This is a genomic window from Cellulomonas sp. (genome assembly GCF_015234515.1).
GTDB lineage: Bacteria > Actinomycetota > Actinomycetes > Actinomycetales > Cellulomonadaceae > Cellulomonas.
In genome coordinates, this window is record NZ_JADGMY010000023.1 from 120,835 (window position 1) to 142,046 (window position 21,212).

The 21,212-nt window shown below is 74.7% G+C and carries 18 protein-coding genes and 1 riboswitch; of the genes, 13 read left to right on the top strand and 5 right to left on the bottom strand.

Annotated elements, in window-relative coordinates; all coding sequences use genetic code 11:
* Positions 1 to 32 precede the first annotated feature (32 nt).
* From IR158_RS09535 to IR158_RS09545, 3 genes are all read right to left on the bottom strand, one after another.
* Positions 33 to 383, bottom strand: coding sequence for an STAS domain-containing protein (locus IR158_RS09535; protein ID WP_291812387.1), 351 nt, complete (start codon positions 381 to 383; stop codon positions 33 to 35).
* A gap of 215 nt (positions 384 to 598) precedes the next feature.
* Entirely contained in the window at positions 599 to 1,114 is a 516-nt protein-coding gene (locus IR158_RS09540; protein WP_291812389.1) for an aminoacyl-tRNA deacylase, read from the bottom strand.
* 100 nt (positions 1,115 to 1,214) lie between these two features.
* Positions 1,215 to 1,748 carry a hypothetical protein gene (locus tag IR158_RS09545; RefSeq protein ID WP_291812391.1) on the bottom strand — a complete coding sequence of 178 codons (534 nt, stop codon included), beginning with the start codon at positions 1,746 to 1,748 and terminating at the stop codon, positions 1,215 to 1,217.
* Between the two features lie 218 nt (positions 1,749 to 1,966).
* Here IR158_RS09545 and IR158_RS09550 point away from each other — a divergent pair, with 218 nt between their 5' ends.
* Positions 1,967 to 3,772, top strand: coding sequence for a lipase family protein (locus IR158_RS09550; RefSeq protein ID WP_291812393.1), 1,806 nt, complete (start codon positions 1,967 to 1,969; stop codon positions 3,770 to 3,772).
* Positions 3,773 to 3,800: 28 nt separating this feature from the next.
* Here the strand turns inward: IR158_RS09550 and IR158_RS09555 are convergent, their stop codons facing one another.
* Together IR158_RS09555 and IR158_RS09560 are read right to left on the bottom strand one after the other, a co-directional pair.
* Complete coding sequence (locus IR158_RS09555; protein ID WP_291812395.1) at positions 3,801 to 4,703, bottom strand: hypothetical protein; 903 nt, start codon at positions 4,701 to 4,703, stop codon at positions 3,801 to 3,803.
* Positions 4,700 to 5,125, bottom strand: coding sequence for a DUF6318 family protein (locus tag IR158_RS09560; protein ID WP_291812396.1), 426 nt, complete (start codon positions 5,123 to 5,125; stop codon positions 4,700 to 4,702). Before IR158_RS09560 ends, IR158_RS09555 begins: the two co-directional genes overlap by 4 nt.
* Positions 5,126 to 5,406: 281 nt before the next feature.
* Between IR158_RS09560 and IR158_RS09565 the strand changes: the two genes are divergently transcribed.
* The 12 genes from IR158_RS09565 to IR158_RS09620 all read left to right on the top strand — a co-directional run bounded on the left by IR158_RS09565 (position 5,407) and on the right by IR158_RS09620 (position 21,046).
* On the top strand, positions 5,407 to 6,135 hold the full coding sequence (locus tag IR158_RS09565; protein WP_291812398.1) for a DUF1361 domain-containing protein: 729 nt from the start codon (positions 5,407 to 5,409) through the stop codon (positions 6,133 to 6,135).
* Between the two features lie 36 nt (positions 6,136 to 6,171).
* A complete protein-coding gene (locus tag IR158_RS09570; RefSeq protein ID WP_291812400.1) occupies positions 6,172 to 6,678 on the top strand; it encodes a transporter substrate-binding domain-containing protein in 507 nt (168 codons plus the stop codon).
* Positions 6,675 to 7,682, top strand: coding sequence for a cation transporter (locus IR158_RS09575; RefSeq protein WP_291812402.1), 1,008 nt, complete (start codon positions 6,675 to 6,677; stop codon positions 7,680 to 7,682). The genes IR158_RS09570 and IR158_RS09575 overlap by 4 nt, the downstream gene beginning before the upstream one ends.
* Before the next feature lie 559 nt (positions 7,683 to 8,241).
* Positions 8,242 to 12,897: an ATP-dependent RNA helicase HrpA gene (gene hrpA, locus IR158_RS09580; RefSeq protein ID WP_291812404.1), complete on the top strand. Its 4,656-nt coding sequence runs from the start codon at positions 8,242 to 8,244 to the stop codon at positions 12,895 to 12,897.
* Positions 12,898 to 13,042: 145 nt separating this feature from the next.
* Positions 13,043 to 13,747 (top strand): MSMEG_4193 family putative phosphomutase, encoded by a 705-nt coding sequence (locus IR158_RS09585; RefSeq protein WP_291812405.1) that lies wholly within the window; start codon positions 13,043 to 13,045, stop codon positions 13,745 to 13,747.
* 19 nt (positions 13,748 to 13,766) lie between these two features.
* On the top strand, positions 13,767 to 14,312 hold the full coding sequence (locus IR158_RS09590) for a DUF3090 domain-containing protein (RefSeq protein WP_291812407.1): 546 nt from the start codon (positions 13,767 to 13,769) through the stop codon (positions 14,310 to 14,312).
* On the top strand, positions 14,309 to 15,094 hold the full coding sequence (locus IR158_RS09595) for an SCO1664 family protein (protein WP_291812409.1): 786 nt from the start codon (positions 14,309 to 14,311) through the stop codon (positions 15,092 to 15,094). The genes IR158_RS09590 and IR158_RS09595 overlap by 4 nt, the downstream gene beginning before the upstream one ends.
* Before the next feature lie 97 nt (positions 15,095 to 15,191).
* The gene (locus IR158_RS09600; RefSeq protein ID WP_291812410.1) at positions 15,192 to 15,797 is read left to right on the top strand and encodes a DNA-3-methyladenine glycosylase I; all 606 of its coding nucleotides are present in this window, start codon (positions 15,192 to 15,194) and stop codon (positions 15,795 to 15,797) included.
* A 52-nt stretch (positions 15,798 to 15,849) separates the two neighbouring features.
* On the top strand, positions 15,850 to 16,068 hold the full coding sequence (locus IR158_RS09605) for a hypothetical protein (RefSeq protein ID WP_291812412.1): 219 nt from the start codon (positions 15,850 to 15,852) through the stop codon (positions 16,066 to 16,068).
* 128 nt (positions 16,069 to 16,196) lie between these two features.
* A riboswitch (SAM riboswitch) is annotated at positions 16,197 to 16,303 on the top strand.
* Between the two features lie 64 nt (positions 16,304 to 16,367).
* Complete coding sequence (locus IR158_RS09610; protein ID WP_291813343.1) at positions 16,368 to 17,447, top strand: methylenetetrahydrofolate reductase; 1,080 nt, start codon at positions 16,368 to 16,370, stop codon at positions 17,445 to 17,447.
* The gene (gene metE / locus IR158_RS09615) at positions 17,444 to 19,795 is read left to right on the top strand and encodes a 5-methyltetrahydropteroyltriglutamate--homocysteine S-methyltransferase (protein ID WP_291812414.1); all 2,352 of its coding nucleotides are present in this window, start codon (positions 17,444 to 17,446) and stop codon (positions 19,793 to 19,795) included. Before IR158_RS09610 ends, metE begins: the two co-directional genes overlap by 4 nt.
* A 96-nt stretch (positions 19,796 to 19,891) precedes the next feature.
* The gene (locus IR158_RS09620; protein WP_291812416.1) at positions 19,892 to 21,046 is read left to right on the top strand and encodes an aminotransferase class I/II-fold pyridoxal phosphate-dependent enzyme; all 1,155 of its coding nucleotides are present in this window, start codon (positions 19,892 to 19,894) and stop codon (positions 21,044 to 21,046) included.
* The last annotated feature ends 166 nt before the right edge of the window (positions 21,047 to 21,212 follow it).

A 21,212-nucleotide genomic window follows, 5' to 3' on the forward strand; every position in this document is an offset into this window, starting at 1 on the left:
CCGACATCGCCGCGGTCGCCCCGCGGCGGGCGTCAGACGTCGTCGGGGATCGCGCCGCCCAGGCCGACCATGTCCAGCAGGTCCCGCAGGACGTGGTTCGGGTCGTGCAACGTCAGCTCGACGCCCGCCTCGGAGGCCGCCAGGTGCAGCTGCAGGACGAACGCCACGCCCGACGAGTCGATGAACGTCGCCTGGCTCGCGTCGACGAGCAGCGGCAGGCCGCTCATCAGCGCGATGCCCATGGACGCGGACGCCGACTGGCGCAGCGACGCGTCGATCTCGCCGACCAGACAGACGACGGCACGTCCCGCGCGGTGCTCGACGCGGATCTCGTGGTCCACCGGCTCCGGGGTGCGCTCGATCGCAGCAGTCAGCTCGGTCATCGTGGCGTTCGCGCTCCTCGTGCCTCGGGCCGGTACGTCGTCGTACCGGGGGTGCGACGGGCGGGACGAAACTACCCACCGGCACCGACATCGGCGCGGCGAACGGGGTCCCGCCGCGTCACAACACGCACCCCTGGGCGCGTGTTCCCGAGGAACTCTACGCTCCTCGAACCGAGCCTTGACCCATGCTTGACTCGGCGCTGACCCGAACGGGGTCAGGCTGCCTCGCTGACGTCCGCGACCGTCGCACCCAGCGCCCGCACGAGGTCGTCCGTCGACAGCTCGATCCCCACGCCGTGCCCGCCGCCGCCGATCGACACCCGCCGTCCCGACGCCCTGGCGTCCACGACGACCGGCCAGGCCCGCGTCGCGCCGAACGGCGTGATCGTGCCGCGCTCGTACCCGGTGACGTCCTTCGCGACCGCCGCGTCGGGCATCGACAGGCGGCTCACGCCGAGCAGGGCGCGCAGCTTGGGCCACGAGATCGTGCGGTCGCCCGGCAGCAGCACGAGCAGGAAGTCGTCGTCCCCGCGCCGCACCACGATCGTCTTGACGAGGTCGGCGGGCTCGATGCCACGGGCCGCGGCGGCCTCCGCGAGCGAGCCGACCCGCCCGTGCCGCGTGCGCACGTACGCGACTCCCGCGGCGTCGAGCGCGGCGACGGTCCGTCGCTCACCGTCCGTGCGCAGCTCGTGGTCCGGGACGGCTGCGGGTCCGGGGTCGTCGCTCACGCAGCCACCGTAGCGAGCGGGCGACGGACGGGCGACGGTCGCGCGCGACGGGGCCGGGCGGACGTCGCCCAGCCGCCGTCCGGCACCGCAGGGGTGCAGGTCACAGAAGGGCGACGAGGGCGACCGCGAGGGCGGCGCCCAGAGCGAGCACGGCTGCGCCGACCGCGACCCGGCGGCGCGTCGCGCCGTGCGGCCGGGCGAGAGGCGGCACGGCGGCCTCGCGACGGTCCGCGAACGCCGCGAGCCAGTCCTGCTCCGGGCTCCAGCGCCGCTCGGGGGCGGGCTTGGGGTCGGGGATCCACGCCTCGGCGGGCACCCAGCGGGCGGGCGACGGCTGGGCGCGATCGGGGTTCTGCCCGTCGCGCGCCGGACCGCCAGGGCCCCGGACGCCGTCGCGGCCGGTGCGCTCGCCGCGGTCGCGCTCGTCCCCGTCGTGGCGCTGCGCGTGGTCGGCGCGCCGCCGGACGGCCGGCTCACGGCCCGGTCGCTCGCCCCACCCGTCGGGTCCGGACGACGGAGTGCCGACCCCGCGGAGCGGCGGGCGGCGGCAGGCGTCGTTCGCCCAGTGCTGCCGGTGCGCGTCGCGCGGCTGCTGCGGACCCGGACCAGCGGGAGGCCATGGCTGCTCGAGCACCGAGCCTCCCGTCGTCGTCGTCGGACCATCCGGACGAATCGCCCAGGCCCCCAGCATGCCGTCCGGACGCCCGCCGCGTCGCACGCGTCACCCCAAAGTGTGAGGACGCTCTCATCGGACGCGGTGCGAGGCCCTCTCCCGGGGCGTCGTCCGCGACACGGCGCGCAGCGCACGCGGGGACGTCGGGCGCGGCGTGCCGCGTCGGTACGGTCGGGTGCATGACAGGGCTCGACGCAGGCGCTCGTCCGGCAGGGCGCGGCGGCGGCGCGCGACGGTGGGCGCTGCTCGTCGGGTCCCTGGTCGCCGTGCCGGTGGGTGCGCTGCTGGCGCTGCGGCCGTTCGTGTCGCTCGCGGTGCTGGTGGTCGGCGTCGCCGTCGGGCTCGTGGTGCTGGGCGTTGTCCGGCTCGTCACCGGCCGCCCGGCGGCTGACGACACCACGCCCGACGTCGTCCCGTCGCGCTGGTGGTGGCTCGCCGGGGCCGCGTACCTTGCCGCGGCGCTCGTCGTCGCGCTGTGGCCCGGGCCGACGATCCGGGTGCTCGCCGTCGCGGTCGGCGTCGTCCTGGTCCTCGACGGCGTCCTCGACGTGCTCGCGGCGCAGCGCGCGAGCGGGTCGGGGCGTACCGGCGCGCTGCTGTCGGGTGCCACGTCGCTGCTGCTCGGCGTCCTGGCGCTCGCGTGGCCGGACGTCACGGTGCTCGTCGTCGCCGTGCTGGTCGGGGTGAGCGTGCTGTTCGCGGGCCTGCGCGGGGTCGCTGCGGCCGTGCGCGGCGCCGGTCCGCGCCGCCCCACCCGCTGGGAGCGCCGCGCACGGCCGGGAGCACGGCGGGTCGTCGGCGAGGTCGTCGCGCTCGTCGTCACCCTCGCCCTGGTGGCGGCGGGCATCGGCATCGACCGCGGCACGCACCAGCCCGACGACTTCTACGCCGCGCCCGCCGACGTGCCCGCCGAGCCCGGGCGCCTGCTGAGGAGCGAACCGTTCGCGTCCGCCGAGGTGCCCGCCGACGCGGCGGCGTGGCGGATCCTCTACACGACGACCCGCGAGGACGGGACGCCCACCGTGGCGTCCGGCCTGGTCGTCGCGCCGCGCGCCGCGACGGGCGCGAACGCCGGGCCCGCCGACGTCGTCGCGTGGGCGCACGGCACGACGGGCGTGACCCCCGGCTGCGCGCCGTCCGTGCTGCCCGACGGCCTCGCGGCGGGCGCCATGTTCGTCGTGGACGACGTGCTCGCGCAGGGCTGGGCGCTCGTCGCGACCGACTACGCGGGCCTGGGCACCGACGGGCCGCACGCGTATCTGGTCGGGCGGGCGGCGGCCTACGACGTCCTGGACGCGGTCCGCGCGGCGCACGAGCTCGAGGACGTCGCCCTGAGCGACCGGAACGTGGTCTGGGGCCACTCGCAGGGCGGCGGCGCGGCCCTGTGGACGGGCATCGTCGCGCCGGAGTACGCGCCCGATGTCGAGCTGCTCGGCGTCGCGGCGCTGGCCCCCGCGTCGAACCCGTCCGCGCTGCTCGCGCACCTGCCCGAGGTGTCGGTGGGCGCGCTGTTCGCGGCGTACCTCGCGCAGGGGTACGCCACGACGTACCCGGACGTGCGGCTCGACGACGTCGTGCGGCCCGGCGCCCGCGTGATCGTCCAGGAGATGGCGCAGCGGTGCCTCGCCGAGCGTGGCGTGGTGGTCTCCGCGCTGACCGCGCTCCTGCTCGACCAGCCGGTGTGGGAGCACGCCGACCCGTACACCGGCGCCTTCGGCGAGCGGCTCGACGAGAACGTGCCGTCCGGCCCGATCCCTGCGCCGCTGCTCGTGGCACAGGGCACCACGGACTCCATCGTCGTGGCGTCCTCGCAGGACGAGTACGTGGACGAGCGGTGCGCCGCCGGGTACGCCGTCGACCACCGCTCGTACGCAGGGCTCGACCACGTCGACCTCGTGGAGGCCGACTCCCCGCTGGTGCCGGACCTGCTCGCGTGGACGCACGAGAGGATCGCGGGCGGCCCCCCGGGCGACACCTGCCCCTGACGGGCGGCCGGCCCGCGCGAGGCGGGGCTCAGCAGTCCGGAGGCGTGGGCCGGTCCGTGCACAGGTCCGCGACCAGGCGCGACGTGCGCTCCTCGATGCGGAACGCGGGGCCGGTAGTGCTGGTCCGGGCCGTGCCGGCGACGTCCAGCCAGTCGTCGGTGCCGACGAGCCGGTACCGGCCGGTCCACGTGGTGGTGAGCGTGATCGACGCCTGACCGGGCTGCTCGTAGACGTGGTGCGTCGTGAAGTCGGGCCACGCGCTGCCCGCGTCGCGCGTGACGAGGGGCTCCGAGCCGTCGCCGAAGTCGTACGTGAAGACGTCGGGTCGCGCCTCCACCTCCACCTGGTACCCCAGCAGGTCCGTGGTCAGGACGACCGGCGCAGGGTCGGTCCGCACGATCGTCTCGATGTTCACCAGCACCCAGTCGCCCTCGGGCTGCTTGACGAGCATCGGCGCCGGCAGCGGGAGCCGCCGGAAGTCCTCGGCCGTCATCGCCGGGACCCGGTCCGCCGGGCACGTGCCGTAGTCGACCTGCTCCCACGGGCTCCACTCGCTCGCGCCGGGGTCGAGGTAGCTGCGCCAGCGGGGCAGCTGCCAGTCGGCGAGGTCGCACTGCATGACGTACACCGAGGGAAGACCGTCGTCGCACAGCCCGTCGACGTCCGGGGCAGCGGGCAGCAGGCCGCGCGTGCACCCGATCGCGTTGACGGACCTCCACCGGCGGCCGGTGGCGGCCTGGGTGGCGGGGTTCGCCTCGTCGGCGTGCTGGCGCTGGGATCGGTCCCCGACGAGGTCGACGTACCCGCTGTTGGCTGCCGCCGCGATCTGGGTCCGCGTGCTCCCCGGCAGGCCGTTGGACGGCGGTCCGGGCACGGAGGTCAGGTGGGCGGCCGCCACGAGAACGACCGCAACTGCCAGGGTGCCGGTCATTCAGGCGCCGCCGTGAGGCCTACCTCGTCGATGGTCCACCGGTCGTCGGTCCACGAGAGGGCGAGCCCGTAGTCGAGGGGCGGACCGGTCGGCTCCGTGGCGACGACCGATCCGTCGTCGCCTCGCAGCCTGATCTCACCCTGGACCCGCCGGAGCTCGACCGTGAACCACTCGCCCGGTCGCACCTCCACCGCGGAGACGCCGGTGATCTCTGACGGGTCCCGCTCGGTGAGCAGGCGATCGTCGACGGCCTGCTGCACCTGCTGGAGAACCTCGTTGCAGTAGGTGCAGGACTCGGCGGACAACGCCCGCAGGGGTCCCGTGTCGCCGGTGCTGAACGCGTAGTCGTACAGGTCGAAGAAGTGCGTGGCTGCTGCCGTCGCACCGGCGGTCGTCGGCTCGTCCATCCCCTGCGGCCTCACCGGCACCTCCGGTCGAGGCGGCGGACTCGGCACGGGGCTCGCGCTCGCGCTCGGCGCCGGCGCCGCCGTCGTCCGCTCGGGTCCCGGTTCCCCGGTGCACGCGCCGACCAGCACCGCGACGGCAGCGACCACCGCCCACCCGCACCTCACGACGCCCTGCCCCTGTCGACGCATGCGCAGAACCTACCGATTTCCGGACACGTCCCGTCGGGCACCTGTGGACGACGGTGCGCGCGGACCGCGCACGACATGATGGGGCGCCACCGGTGAAGGGAGTGCGCGTGCTGACCAGCCTCGTCGTGGGGGTCCTGCTGATGAACGTGTTCGCGGCGCTGCTGGTCGTCGCCCGGGCACCCGTCTACGGGGCGCGCCTGTACCGGCCGATGCTGCTGAACCTCGTGCTGTCGGCGGCGCCGCTCGTCGTGCTGGGGCTCGCGGTGGTGGTGCTGCTGCCGCTGGTCGTCGTCGGGACGCCGCGGCCGCTCGTGGGGGCGGTCGGTGCGGTGCTGGGACTGGTGTGGCTGCTGCTGCTGCCCAACTCGGGCTACCTCATCACCGAGCTCAACCTCAACCACCGGCGCCAGGGCGAGCGGGTGCCCGAGTGGTACGACGTCCTGTCGGTGCTGGTGCTGGCGATGTCGGGCGTCCTGACGACGGTGCTGAACGTGTTCCTGGTCGTGCTGCTCCTGCTCGTCCTCGGCGGTGTGGACTCGGCCGCGCCGCTGACCGGCACGCCGGCACGCGTGCTGGAGGGGGTGCTGCTGCTGCTGGTCGCGTTCGGCATCTACCTGGGCCGCCACGTGCGCCTCAACTCGTGGGACGTGAAGCACCCCCGTCACCTCGTGCGCAAGGTGCTCGGGCACCTCCGCTCGCCCGGCGCGCTGGGCAACGCGATCGGCTTCACGCTGATCGGTGCGACGTTCTTCGCGCTGATGTACCTGGTGATGATCGGGCCGGTCGTCCGGGGGCTCGTGGACGTCGAGCAGCTGCGGAACATGACCGGCTCCTGACGTGCGAGAACGCCGCTCACGGCGTGCAATGGGGCCATGACCATGACCGGGTGGCCGCGCGGCGGCGCGGGTCCGACGCTCCTCGCGGTCCTCCCCCTCGCCGTCGTCGGCCTCGCGGCGTGCGGCGTCACCGTGCCGACCGACCCCGACGGCACGCTCGACCGCGTGCGCGGCGGTGAGCTGCGCGTCGGCGTCTCGCCGCACGAGCCGTGGACGGTGACGACGGACGGGACCCCGACGGGCCTGGAGGTGGACCTCGTCGAGGGCTTCGCGGACACGCTCGACGCGGACGTCGTGTGGACGTCGGGCGGCGAGGAGGAGCTCGTCGGGGACCTCGAGCGCGGTGACCTGGACCTCGTGATCGGGGGGCTCACGGCCTCGTCGCCGTGGACGTCGCACGCCGCCGTCACGGTCGCGTACGTCACCGTCACCGACGCGGACGGCAAGCCCGAGGGGCACGTCATGCTCACGCCGATGGGCGAGAACGCGTTCCTCGTCGAGCTCGAGCGCTACCTGCTCGCCCAGGAGGTGGAGGCGCCGTGACCCAGGGTGCGGTGGAGCAGTCGTTCCGGTTCGGCAACACCGAGCTGCCGCCCGAGGCGCGCGACGCGGCCCGCAAGGCCAAGCGCCTCGCGTGGCTGACGATCGCGTTCCTCGTCACGGCCGTGACGCTGGTGTACCTGGTGATGGGCAGCTCGCAGGCGATGAAGGCGGCGTGGGCCGAGGACCTGCTGTCGTTCATCCCGCCGATCGCGTTCCTCGTGGCGATGCGCATCACGGGCCGCGTCCCCACCGAGCGGCACCCGTACGGCTACCACCGGTCCGTCGGCATCGGGCACCTGGTCGCCGCGACCGCCCTGCTGACGATGGGTGCGTTCCTGGTGTTCGACTCCGTGTCCGGGCTGCTGGCCGGCGAGCACCCGCCCGTGGGGCTGATCGTCGTGCTGGGGCACCAGATCTGGTCCGGGTGGCTCATGGTCGCGGTGCTGGCCTACACGTGCGTTCCGGCCGTCCTGCTGGGACGGGCCAAGATGCCGCTCGCCGAGCAGCTGCACGACCGCGTGCTGCACGCCGACGCGGACATGAACAAGGCCGACTGGATGACGGGGGTCGGCGGGATCGTCGGGGTCCTCGGCATCGGCGTCGGGCTGTGGTGGGCGGACTCCGCGGCCGCGGTGTTCATCTCGGCGAGCATCCTGCACGACGGCGTCAAGAACCTGCGCAGCGCCGTCGCGGCCCTCATGGACGCCCGCGCGACCACGGTCGACGGGTCGGAGCCGCACCCGCTCGGCGGTGCCATCGACGAGACGCTGCGCGGGCTGGAGTGGGTCGGCAGCGCCGCGTCGCGCGTGCGCGACCAGGGGCACGTCTTCCACGTCGAGGCGTTCGTCGTGGCACGCGACGGGACGCCGACGCAGCAGCAGCTGCAGGAGGCGTGGGACGCCGTCACCGACCTCGACTGGAAGGTCGAGGACCTCGTCGTCGTGCCCGTCGAGGAGCTGCCGGAGGAGCTGCTGCCGGGGCTGGGCGGCGAACGGTCCGGGTGATCACGGTCGGGGTGATCACGGTCGGGGTGATCACGGTCGGGGTGATCACGGGCGGGTGATCACTGTCCGGGTGATCACGGTCCGGTGATCACGGTCCGGGTGATCACGGTCCGGTGATCACGGTCCGGGTGATCACGGTCCGGGTGATCACGGTCCGGGTGACGTGCCCGTCGTCGGCGACGGCCCACCGCAGTGCCCCCGGAAGAGCCACCCTCGACTTCTGCCTCGGTGCTCACGGCCATGGCGCAGCCGCTGCGAGCCCCGGCGTCCACATCCCGGGACTGGCGTGTCACGAGACCGGGATCTGATGGCTTCTGGTGGGTCCTGAGCCGAGCAATCCCGGTCTCGCGGGGGGCGCGTCCCGAGTGGTGGACGGCGGGGCGCCGCTCGCGTGCCGCGTCCCACTCGACTCGCGCCTGGCGCCGTGCACCGCCGTGATCGTGGTCGGCGGCGAGTCACGCGTGGGGAGGTCCCGGCTCGACGGGACCCGCCGCGCTCGGGTCGACGCTGTGGGGAATGGACGTGAAGCCCCCCTCACCGCCTGGGAGGATGGTGGGTCGTGAGCACGTCCGAGCCCGCCCCCGCCGACGCGGCACCCCCCGAGGGTGCGCGCGCCGAGGGTCCGCGCGCCGAGGTTCCGCCCACCGAAGGTCCGCGCGGTCCCGGGCGGCGACGTGGCCCCCGCGCGAGGCGGGGTGCAGGGCGACGGGGCCGGGACCAGCCACGCGAAGGTCAGGCCGCCGCGGGCCAGGGGCGGGATCAGTCGTCCGCTGGACAGTCGTCCGGCGAGCGCCCGTCCGGCGAGCGCCCGTCCGGCGATCCCTCGCCCTCCGAGGGCCAGGGCCGCGAGCGCTCGTCCCGCGCGCGAGCTCCCCGCCATGACGCAGCCCGCCGCCCCCGCCGCGACGACGCCCACCTCGCCCGCACCGCCGAGGCCCGCGCGGCGGTCACCCTCCCCCCGATCGTCTACCCCGAGCAGCTCCCCGTCTCGGCACGCCGCCACGAGATCTCCGACGCGCTGCGCGACCACCAGGTCGTCGTCGTCGCCGGTGAGACCGGGTCCGGCAAGACGACGCAGATCCCGAAGATCGCCCTCGAGCTGGGCCGCGGCCGGGCGGGGCAGATCGGCCACACGCAGCCGCGCCGCATCGCGGCCCGCACGGTCGCCGAGCGCATCGCGGACGAGCTGAACGTCCCCCTCGGCGGCGTCGTCGGCTACCAGGTGCGCTTCACCGACGAGTCGTCGGACTCGACGCTCGTCAAGGTGATGACCGACGGCATCCTGCTCGCGCAGATCCAGCGCGACCCGATGCTGCGGATGTACGACACGCTCATCATCGACGAGGCCCACGAGCGCAGCCTCAACATCGACTTCATCCTCGGGTACCTCACGCGGCTGCTGCCGCAGCGCCCGGACCTCAAGCTCGTCATCACCTCCGCGACGATCGACTCGGACCGGTTCGCGCGGCACTTCGCCGGCCCGCCGACCGAGGAACACCCCGACGGCGTCCCCGCGCCCGTCGTCGAGGTCAGCGGCCGCACGTTCCCCGTCGAGCTGCGCTACCAGCCGCTGTCCCCCGACGACGCCCCGGACCGCGACCTCGTCACCGGCATCACGGAGGCCGTCGACGAGCTCATGGGCGAGGGACCGGGCGACATCCTGGTGTTCCTGTCCGGCGAGCGGGAGATCCGCGACTCCGAGGACGCGCTGCGCGGCTCGCTCGGCCCGCGCGTCGACCCGAAGCACCCGAACGGCGTCGACATCGTGCCGCTGTACGCGCGGCTGTCGGCCGCGGAGCAGCGCCGCGTGTTCGAGCCGCACACGCGCCGGCGCGTCATCCTGGCGACCAACGTCGCGGAGACGTCGCTGACGGTCCCGGGCGTGCGGTACGTCGTCGACCCCGGGACGGCGCGCATCTCGCGGTACTCGAAGGCGACGAAGGTGCAGCGGCTGCCGATCGAGCCGATCTCGCAGGCGTCGGCCAACCAGCGCTCGGGCCGCTCCGGCCGCGTCGCCCCCGGCATCGCGATCCGGCTGTACAGCGAGGAGGACTTCGAGTCCCGCCCGGAGTACACCGAGCCGGAGATCCTGCGCACGTCGCTGGCGTCGGTGATCCTGCAGATGATCGCGGTGGGCGTCGTGACGTCCCCGGACGAGGTCGTGGACTTCCCGTTCGTCGACCCGCCGGACGTCCGCTCGGTCCGCGACGGCGTCGGCCTGCTCACCGAGCTGCACGCGCTCGAGGAGGTCCGCGGCCGCACGCGCCTCACCGAGACGGGCCGCCAGCTCGCCCAGCTGCCCATCGACCCGCGTCTCGCGCGCATGGTCGTCGAGGCCGGACGCCGCGGCGTCGCGCGCGAGGTCGTGGTCATCGCCGCCGCGCTGTCCATCCAGGACCCCCGTGAGCGCCCCGCCGAGTCCCGCGAGACGGCGGACGCGCTGCACCGCCGCTTCGCCGACCCGTCGTCGGACCTGCTCACCTACCTCAACCTGTGGACGTACCTGCGGGACCGGCAGCGCGAGCTGTCCGGCTCGGCGTTCCGCCGCATGTGCAAGTCCGAGCACCTGCACTACCTGCGCGTGCGCGAGTGGCAGGACGTCGTCACGCAGCTGCGCGAGATGGCCAAGGGCCTGGGCGTGCACGCGAAGGGCGCACCGACCCCGACGTCGGACGTCGCCCCGGCGGCCGACGGGCACGGGCGCGACGGTCGGCGCGACGGCGGCCGGCACACCCCGACGGGCGCACCGACGCAGGACGCCGGCACCGTCGAGCGCCCCGACGCCGTGCAGACCCGCTGGACGTGGGACGGCGACACGATCCACCGCGCGATGCTGCCCGGGTTGCTGTCGCAGATCGGCATGCAGCTCGTCACCGACGTCGCCGCGGGCAACCCGCCCAAGGGCCGCGACGGCAAGCCGCGCAAGCCCGACGCGCGCGCCCGCAACGAGTACCTCGGCGCGCGCGGCGCGCGGTTCGCGATCTTCCCGGGCTCGGGCCTGTCGCGGAAGCCCCCGTCGTGGGTGATGGCCGCGGAGCTCGTCGAGACGTCGCGGCTGTGGGCGCGCGACGTCGCGAAGGTCGACCCGGCGTGGGTCGAGGAGGCCGCCGCGCACCTGGTGAAGCGCACGTACTCCGAGCCGGCGTGGTCGACGCGGCAGGGCGCGGCGATGGTCAACGAGAAGGTGCTGCTGTACGGCGTGCCGGTCGTCGCGCAGCGTCGCGTGCTGCTCGCCAAGACGGACCCGGAGCAGGCGCGCGAGCTGTTCGTCCGGCACGCGCTCGTGCAGGGCGAGTGGACGACGCACCACACGTTCTTCCACGAGAACCGCCGCCTGCTCGACGAGGCCGAGGCGCTCGAGGCCCGTGCCCGGCGCCGCGACCTCGTCGTCGACGACGACGCGCTCTTCGACTTCTACGACGCGCGCATCCCGCCCGAGGTCGTGTCCGCGCGGCACTTCGACACCTGGTGGAAGGTCGCCAAGCGCGCCGACCCGGACCTGCTGTCCTTCACGCGCGAGCTGCTGGTCGGGGACGACGCCGCCGAGATCGACGAGCACGCGTTCCCGTCGCGCTGGCCGCAGGGCGAGCTGTCGTTCCCGCTGACGTACCAGTTCGAGCCCGGCACCGAGGCCGACGGCGTCACCGTCCACATCCCCCTCTCGCAGCTGCCGCGCGTGCGGCCCGAGGGCTTCGACTGGATGGTCCCGGGCATGCGCGCCGAGCTGCTGACGGCGACGATCCGCGCGCTGCCCAAGCCGGTGCGCGTGCAGCTCGTCCCCGCGCCCGACGTCGCGCGGGCCGTCGACGCGTGGCTCGAGGAGAACTCGGCGTCGTGGGTCGACACCGTCCGGGCGGCCGACGCGGCGCCGTCGTTCCGCGAGATGTTCGCGCGCGCCGTGCGGGCGCTGCGGGACGTCGAGGTGCCCGCCGACGCCGTCGACGAGGACCGGCTGCCCGCCCACCTGCGCATGACGTTCCGCGTCGTCGGGGACCGCGGGGGCGTCGTCGACGAGGGCAAGGACCTGCTCGCCCTGCAGCGGCGGCTGGCCGACCGCGCGCAGGACGCCGTCTCCTCCGCGGTGCGCACGGCCGTGCGCGCCGCCATGGAGCAGGCAGCGGCCCAGGCCGGCACCACGCCGCCCGCTCCCCCCCAGCCCACCCCCGCCCACCCCCCCGCCACCCCCCCTCCTGGCGCGAGAGTGCAATCCAGTCACGCCCCGGCCCCCACCACCCCCACCCCGGGCGCGAGAGTGCAATCCAGTCACGCCCCCGGCGCCCCGGCGGGACCCGGCGCGACCCCGGACCTCGAGCGCACCGGCCTCACGACGTGGCCCGACGTGCCGGCGTTCCCCGACGTCATCGAGGCGCGCACCCCGGCGGGCGGCGTCGTCCGCGCCTACCCGACGCTCGTCGAGGAGGGCTCCGGAGCCCGCGCGACCGTCGCGCTGCGCGTGCTCGCCGACGCCGCGGTCGCGCAGGCCGCCGCCCGTCGCGGCCTGCGCCGCCTGCTGCTGCTCGACGTCGGGCTCGCGTCCCCCCGCGTCACGAGCCGGTGGACCGGCACGCAGGCGCTCGCCCTCGCCGCGTCCCCGTACCCGAGCACCGACGCGCTGGTCGCCGACGTCCAGCTCGCGTCGATCGACCGGCTCATGACCCGCCACCTGCAGGGACGTACGCCGCGCGACATCCGCGACGCCGACGCGTACGCCACGCTGCGCGGTGCGGTGCGTGACGGCCTCGAGGACGACGTGCACCGCGTCGTCGGCGACCTCGTCGGCGTCCTGTCCGCGTGGCGGGAGCTGGACTCGGACGTGCGCGCCACGAGCAGCCTCGCGCTGCTGGCGACCGCGCAGGACGTGCGCGAGCAGGCGGCGGCCCTCGTCCACGACGGGTTCGTGTCCCGTGTCGGTGCCGACCGCCTGCCCCAGCTGGTGCGTTACCTGCGCGCCGCCCGGCACCGGCTGGCGAAGGCGGCGGACAACCCGACGCGTGACGCCGACCTCGCGTGGCAGGTGCACGACGTCGAGCAGCTCTACACCGCGGCCCGCGAGCGCGCCGCGACCGCCTCCCCGGACCCGGACCGTGACGCCGCCCTCGACGACGTGCGCTGGCTGCTCGAGGAGCTGCGGGTCAGCCTCTTCGCGCAGCAGCTGGGGACGCCGGTGCCGGTCTCGCCGACGCGCATCCGTAAGGCCCTGGCCGCGATCGGCTGAGGCGCGTCCCCTCAGAGGCTCGTCACGCTCGACGCTCGTCGCACGGGGGTCCGCACTCAGCCGGACCGGCCGAGCGGGCACCTGAGGACCGGCAGACTCCGGCGCGCGTCCTGCCGCTCCCCGGGCCGCTGCCTAGGCTGCGGGGGTGGCCACCGTCCTGCTCGTCCGTCACGGTCGCACCGACGCCAACGTCCGGGGCATCCTGGCGGGGCGCGCCGCGGGGGTCCCGCTCGACGACGTCGGGCGCGCGCAGGCCGAGCGCACCGCGGACCGCCTCGCGGCAGTGCCCCTCGTCGGCGTGGTGACGAGCCCGCTGGAGCGGTGCCGGGAGACGTCGGACCTGCTGCTGCGACGGCAGGGCGGCGCCCCGGACGTGACGGTCGACGACGCGCTGACCGAGTGCGACTACGGGGACTGGCAGGGCCGGTCGCTGGCTGACCTCGCCCGCGAGGCACTGTGGTCGACGGTCCAGACGCACCCCGCGGCCGTCACGTTCCCCGGGGGCGAGTCCCTGCCTGCGATGCAGGCGCGGGCCGTGGCGGCGGTGCGGCGGCACGACGCCGCGGTCGAGGAGCAGCACGGCGCGGGCGCGGTCTGGGCGGCCGTGAGCCACGGTGACGTCATCAAGTCGGTCCTCGCCGACGCCCTGGGCATGCACCTGGACCTGTTCCAGCGTCTCGAAGTGGGCCCCGCGTCGGTCTCGCTGGTTCGCTACGGGCCGCTGCGACCGCACGTGATCGCCACCAACACGCAGCTCGGCGACCTCGGGTGGCTGGGCGCGGCCCGCCACGCCGACGACGCTCCGGTGGGCGGCGGGGCCGGGCACGACTCGACCGACGCCGCGGACTGACCCTTCGTACACTCGACCCATGACCGCCCTCGTCCACGAGTTCGACTGGCCGGACCGCGTCGTCGTCGGCACCGTCGGCCGCCCGGGCGAGCGCACCTTCTACCTGCAGGTACGCATGGGTGAGCGGTCCGCGAGCGTCGTCCTGGAGAAGCAGCAGTCCGCGGCGCTGGCCGACCTGGTCGAGGAGCTGCTCGACGACCTCGCGACCGACGAGACCCACCCGGTGACCGTGCCCCGGGAGACCCCGCCCGAGCTGGTCGACGACGACCCGATCGGCCAGCCCGTCGAGCCGCTGTTCCGCACCGGGGCGATGCGCCTCGGCTGGGACCCGCGCACGCTGCAGGTGGTGGTCGAGGCGTTCCCCGTCGAGACGGTCGCGGACGCGCTGGCCGACGAGACGGGCGAGCCCAGCGAGGTGCTGCTGGTGCGGATGCCGGTCGGCACGGCGCGGGCGTTCGTCCAGCGCACGCGCGGCGTGGTGGACGCGGGCCGGCCGCTCTGCGTCGTCTGCGGGGAGCCGATCGACCCCGACGGCCACGTCTGCGCACCACCCGACGGCGCGTGACGTCACCGGACGAGCCGGGCGACGTCGACCTGGACGACGACGAGCTGCAGATCGTCGGTCGTCTCACCGCCGCGTCCAACGCGACGTTCGTCGGCACGGTCCGCGACGTCGCGGTCGTCTACAAGCCGGTGGCCGGCGAGCGCCCGCTGTGGGACTTCCCGGAGGGCACGCTGGCGCAGCGGGAGGTGGCGGCGTACCTCGTCTCGCAGACCCTCGGCTGGGACGTCGTGCCGCGCACCTGGCTGCGTGACGGACCCCTGGGGCCCGGGATGGTGCAGCTGTGGCAGGAGCCGGACCCGCAGCAGGACCCCGTCGACGTGGTCCCGGCATCGGCCGTGCCGGCGCAGGGGTGGTGCACCGTGCTCGAGGGGACGGACGAGCGCGGCCGACCGGTGGCGGTGGTCCACGAGGACTCCGTCGCACTGCGCCGCATGGCCGTGCTCGACGTGCTGCTGAACAACGCCGACCGCAAGGGCGGACACGTGCTCCCGGTGGCCGGCGGCCACCGGTACGGCGTGGACCACGGCGTCACGTTCCACACCGAGCCCAAGCTGCGCACGGTGCTGTGGGGCTGGGTCGGCGAGCCCCTCGACGCGGACGAGACGGCCGGTGTGCGGCGCGTGCGCTCGGAGGTCGCCGGGGAGCTCGGGGAGCACCTCGCCGCGCTGCTCGCGCCACCCGAGGTCGACGCGCTCGCCGAGCGGTGCGACCGGCTGCTGGCGAGCGGGCGGTTCCCCGCGCCCGACGGCGACGCCTCCCCGGTGCCGTGGCCGCTGTTCTGAGCGGACGAGCCGACCACAGCCCCGCCGCGTGACGGGCTCGTCCCCAGGTCCTGCCGCTCTCGTCCCCCACGTCGGGCCCACGGAGCACACTCGGGGCATGACCACGACGACCGCACCGTTCCGCTGCTTCGGCGGCACCGACCCCCTGTACGCGGCGTACCACGACGACGAGTGGGGGGTGCCGGTGCACGACGAGCACGCCCTGTACGAGCGGGTCTCCCTCGAGGCGTTCCAGTCGGGCCTGGCGTGGATCACGATCCTGCGCAAGCGCCCCGCGTTCCGGGAGGCGTTCGCGGGGTTCGACCCGCAGGTCGTGGCGACCTACGGGGACGACGACGTGGCGCGGCTGATGGCCGACCCGGGGATCGTCCGCAACCGGGCCAAGATCGAGGCGACGATCGCCAACGCCCGCGCGCTGCTGACGCTCCACGAGTCGGGGCGCACGCTGGACGAGGTGCTGTGGTCGTACGCCCCCGAGCCCGGCCCGCGGCCGCGGACGTCGGCGGAGGTGCCCGGTCGCACCCTCGCGTCCGCGGCGCTGGCCAAGGAGCTCAAGCAGCTCGGGTTCAGGTTCGTCGGGCCGACCACGGCGTACGCGGCGATGCAGGCGTGCGGGGTGGTGGACGACCACCTGGCCGGCTGCCTGGTGGCGCGTCGGACGAGCACGGGCGAGGTCTCGGACACCGCTACTCCCGCGGAGTGACGCACGCGTCGGGGGGTCGGCAGACGCAGGACGACGGGCTAGGGTGCCCCACATGACGGACCAGGGGGACGACGGCGGGCGGGACGACGCCGTGCGCGCGGCGCACGACGCGTGGCTGTCCCCGGGGGATCCCGACCCCTACGTCCTGGAGGCCGTCCAGGACGGCCTGCTCCGCGTCCCCGTCGCCGCACCGACGTCGTCGTGGTTCGGGCTGCCGCACCAGCGCACGTCCCGCGAGTCGTCGCTGAACCTGCACCGCCGGCGACGCTGACCGGAGCGCGGGCCCCCGCCGCGGCGGCGGGGTTGCGGCGGACGTCCGCCGTGTCCGCCTCGGCCGGCCGCCGTCTCACGTGCCGACCGCCCGTCCGGGTGCACAGAGCGACCGGTTATGCTCTGGCACGACCATCCAGAGCGGCTGAGAGACCTGGCTCGACGACGCCGCAGCAACCCCCCTCCTCGCGAGGGTGTGGGTGCTTCCGCCAGGAACGATGGAGTGACGATGAACGTGCGCACCTGTGCCACCGACCCCTCGTGCGGCAGCACCCGCCCGACGACCCCGCCCGCGACACGATGAGCATCGTGGCCGAGATCGAGACCGAGACGGTCACCGCACCACAGCACTCGCGCGCCGCTCGTCGGCGGGCGGAGCAGGCGGGGGCACTGGACCGCCCGACCGTCTCCTTCGAGCTGTTCCCCCCGCGCAACCCCGACGCGGCACCGCGCCTGTGGTCGACGGTGCGCGAGCTCGAGACCGTGGAGCCCGACTTCGTGTCGGTCACGTACGGCGCGTCCGGTCAGACGCGGCAGACCACTCGCGCGCTGGTCCGTCGGCTGCTGCGCGAGACGTCGTTGAACCCGATCGCCCACCTGACCTGCGTGGGCACGTCACGTGACGAGATCTCCACGATCGTCGAGGAGTTCCTCGACGAGGGCGTGCGCTCCTTCCTCGCCCTGCGCGGCGACCCGCCCGCGGGCCAGCCGGACTGGTCTCCGCACCCCGAGGGCGTGCACACCGCCGCCGAGCTCGTCGAGCTGCTGCGCGACATCGAGCAGCGCCGCTGCGTCAGGAGCCCCGCCCAGGCGGTGCGCGCCCGGGTGCGTCCTCTGTCGGTCGCGGTCGCGGCGTTCCCGCGCGGCAACCACGCCACGGGCGGTACGCGCACGCAGGACGTCCAGGCGCTGCTCGCCAAGCAGGAGGCGGGCGCCGACTTCGCGATCTCGCAGGTCTTCTTCGACGCCGAGGCCTACCTGGGCCTGGTCGCCGAGGCCCGCGCTGCCGGCGTCACCATCCCGATCGTCCCCGGCATCATCCCGACCACCGACCCCGCGCGCCTGCTGCGGGTCCAGGAGCTCACGGGCGTCCCCGTCCCGCGTCACCTGCTCGACCTGCTCGGCTCGACGGACGACCCCGCCGAGCGGCACCGCCGCGGCACGCAGGCGGGGGTCGACCTCGTGAACCGCGTCCTCGACGGCGGTGCGCCGGGCGTCCACGTCTACACGTTCAACAAGCACGAGGCTGCGCTCGACCTGCTCGACGGGGCGGACCTCGTCGGCGGGCGCCGCAGCGCCGTCACGCACCACGACCTCACCGCGCCCGACGGCACCGCCGCCGACGCGTCCACGACGACACCGCGAGGAAACCTGTCATGACCGACACCACGCCCGCCCAGCCGGCGACCCCGGCCTTCCCCGCAGGCTCCGTCCTCGGCTACCCCCGCATCGGCCCGCGCCGCGAGCTCAAGAAGGCCCTCGAGGCGTTCTGGGCCGGCCGGTCGTCCGCGGACGAGGTCGAGGCCGTCGCCGCCGACCTGCGTCGGCGCACGCGTACCCGCCTGGCCGAGCTCGGCCTGGCGACCGACGTCCCGGCGATCCCGAGCGCGTTCTCCTTCTACGACCAGGTGCTCGACGCCACCGCGCTCGTCGGAGCCGTCCCGGCACGCTTCGCGGACCTGCAGGACGCCGACGGCCGTCTCGACCTGGCCGGGTACTCGACCGTGGCCCGCGGGCGCGGTGACGACCTCCCGCTCGAGATGACCAAGTGGTTCGACACCAACTACCACTACCTCGTGCCCGAGATCGGCCCGGACACGCAGTTCCGGTACGCGTCGGACCGCCCGGTCGCGGAGTTCACCGAGGCGCTCGCCGAGGGCGTGCTCACGCGGCCCGTCGTCGTGGGCCCCGTGACGTACCTGGCGCTGGCCAAGCCGACCGAGGACGCGCCCTCCGGCTTCTCGCCGATCGACCGTCTCGACGACATCCTGCCCGTCTACGTCCGGCTGCTGACCGCGCTCGCCGCCGCCGGCGCCACGTGGGTGCAGATCGAGGAGCCGGCGCTGGTGTCCGACTCCGTCGGGGTGTCCGCCGACGTGCTGGCCGAGGCGACGACCCGCGCGTACCGGGTCCTCGCGACCGAGCTCGCGCGCCCGCAGCGCCCGGCGATCCTGCTCGCGGCGCCGTACGGCGACCTCGGCTCCGCGCTGCCCGTGGTCGCGGCCACCGACGTCGAGGCCCTCGCGCTCGACCTCGTCCGCGGCGACGCCCCGACGGTCCCCGTCGCGGGCCTGGCCGGCAAGACGCTCGTCGGCGGCGTGGTCGACGGGCACAACATCTGGCGCGCGGACCTCGACAAGAAGCTCGCGATCCTCGAGCAGCTCGAGACCCTCGGTGCCGCCGCCGTCACCGTCGGCACGTCGACGTCGCTGTTCCACGTCCCGCACACCCTCGAGGACGAGCCCGCGCTCGACCGCACGCTCGTGCAGTGGCTGGCGTTCGCCGACGAGAAGGTCCGCGAGGTCGCCACGCTCGCCGAGGGCCTGACCGAGGGTCGGGAGGCGATCCACGAGCAGCTGCTCGCCGCGTCCGACGCCGTGAGCTCGCGCGCCACCGCCCCGGGGGTCGTGCGCCCCGAGGTCCGCGAGCGCGTCTCGGCGCTGACCGACGAGCAGTTCCGCCGCGGCCCGTTCGCCGAGCGCAAGGCCGCTCAGGCGGCGCGCCTGAACCTCCCCGCGCTGCCCACGACGACCATCGGGTCGTTCCCGCAGACGCCCGAGATCCGCAAGGCGCGCGCCGCCTTCGGCAAGGGCGAGCTCACCGCCGAGCAGTACGAGGACGAGATGAAGGCGGAGGTCCGCCGCGTCGTCGAGCTGCAGGAGCGGATCGGCCTCGACGTCCTGGTGCACGGCGAGCCCGAGCGCAACGACATGGTCCAGTACTTCGCCGAGAACCTCGACGGCTTCTCCGTGACGCAGAACGGCTGGGTCCAGTCGTACGGCTCGCGCTGCACCCGCCCGTCGATCCTCTGGGGGGACGTGTCGCGCCCGGCACCCATTACGGTCGCGTGGGCGCAGTACGCCCAGTCGCTCACGTCGAAGCCGATGAAGGGCATGCTCACCGGCCCGGTGACGATCCTGGCGTGGTCGTTCGTCCGCGACGACCAGCCGCTCGGGGACACCGCCAACCAGGTGGCGCTCGCGCTGCGCGACGAGATCGCCGACCTCGAGGCCGCGGGTATCGGGATCGTCCAGGTCGACGAGCCCGCGATCCGTGAGCTGCTGCCCCTGCGCGAGAAGGCCCACGCCGCGTACCTCGACTGGTCAGTCAGCTCGTTCCGCCTGTCGACGGCCGGCGTGCGCCCCGAGACGCAGATCCACACGCACCTGTGCTACTCGGAGTTCGGCGAGATCATGGAGGCGATCGACGGTCTCGACGCCGACGTGACGAGCATCGAGGCCGCGCGCTCGAAGATGGAGATCCTCGGCGACATCGCCGCTGCGGGGTACCCGCGTGCCGTCGGCCCGGGCGTCTACGACATCCACTCGCCGCGCGTCCCGTCGCAGGAGGAGGTCACGGAGCTGCTCACCGAGGCCGTCCGCACCATCGAGGTCGACCAGCTCTGGGTGAACCCGGACTGCGGCCTCAAGACCCGCCGCTACGAGGAGATCACGCCGTCCCTCGAGCACCTGGTCCAGGCGACCCGGACGGTGCGCGCGTCCCTCTGACGCGCTCGGCACGGACAGCATCTCGGGGCCCCGGCCGCCGCACGCGCGGCAGCCGGGGCCTCGTCGTCGCTGGTCGCGCCGTCTACCCTGCACGGCATGGGTTCCCCGTTCGACGTCACGGTCGCCGAGCTGCGACGGCGCACCTCCCTGAAGTGGCACACCTACCCGCAGGACGTGCTGCCGGCGTTCGTCGCCGAGATGGACGTCCGGCCGCTCGACGCCGTGGTCACCGCCGTCAGCGGGGCGATGCTCGCCGGTGACACCGGGTACGAGGTCGGGCCCACCAGCCCGCGCGGCACGGCCTACGCCGAGGCGTTCGCCGACTTCGCCGCCCGCCACCACGGCTGGGACGTGCCCGTCGACCGCACCCGGCTGGTCCCGGACGTCATGCTCGGCGCGGTCGAGCTGATGCGGCTCGTCTCGGCACCGGGCGACGCCGTCGTCATCAACCCGCCCGTGTACCCGCCGTTCCGGTCGTTCCTCGAGCACGCCGGGCGTCGCGTCGTCACCGCACCCCTCACCCCCGCGGGCCGGCTGGACCTCGACGCGCTCGACCGCGCGTTCGCCGGCGCCCGCGCCTACCTGCTGTGCCACCCGCACAACCCGACCGGGACCCTGCACACCGCGGACGAGCTGCGCGCCGTCGGCGACCTCGCCGCACGGCACGGCGTCCGCGTCGTCGCCGACGAGATCCACGCACCGCTCGCCGTCGGCGACGAGCCGTTCGTCCCCACCACGACGGTGATCCCCGACGCCATCGCGCTGCACTCCGCGTCGAAGGCGTTCAACCTGGCGGGCCTCAAGGCCGCCCTCGCCGTGCCCGGTGCCGCGGCCGACGACCTCACGCGCCTCCCGGAGATCGTCGGCCATGGCGTCAGCCACGTCGCGTCGATCGCCCACCAGGCGGCCTACCGCCACGGTGAAGCGTGGCTCGCCGACGTGCGAGGGAGCATCCGGAGCCACCAGCAGATGGTGGACGACGCGCTGACCGAGCGGCTGCCGACCGCCCGGTGGCACCGCCCGGCGGCGACCTACTTCGCGTGGCTCGACGTCCGTGACACCCCGGCGGTCGCCGGCAGCGGCACCGACCCCGCGCGGCTCCTGCTCCACCGTGGCCGGTTGGCGGTCAACTCCGGCCCGACGTTCGGCGACGAGGGCGCCGGGCACGTCCGCCTGAACCTGGCGACGTCCCCGCAGATCCTCGCCGACGCCCTGGACCGTCTGGTGACGACGCTCGCCGGTCGCGCCTGACGCGACGGCCCGCGTGGGTGGGTGCTGGATCGCACTCTCACGCCCCTCTGGGGGCCCCTGGGGGGTGGCGGACGGCGACTGGATTGCACTCTCACGCCCATCCCGGGGGGGCCACAGCGGCGGCGGACGCGCAACTGGATCGCACTCTCACACCCCCCCTGGGGGG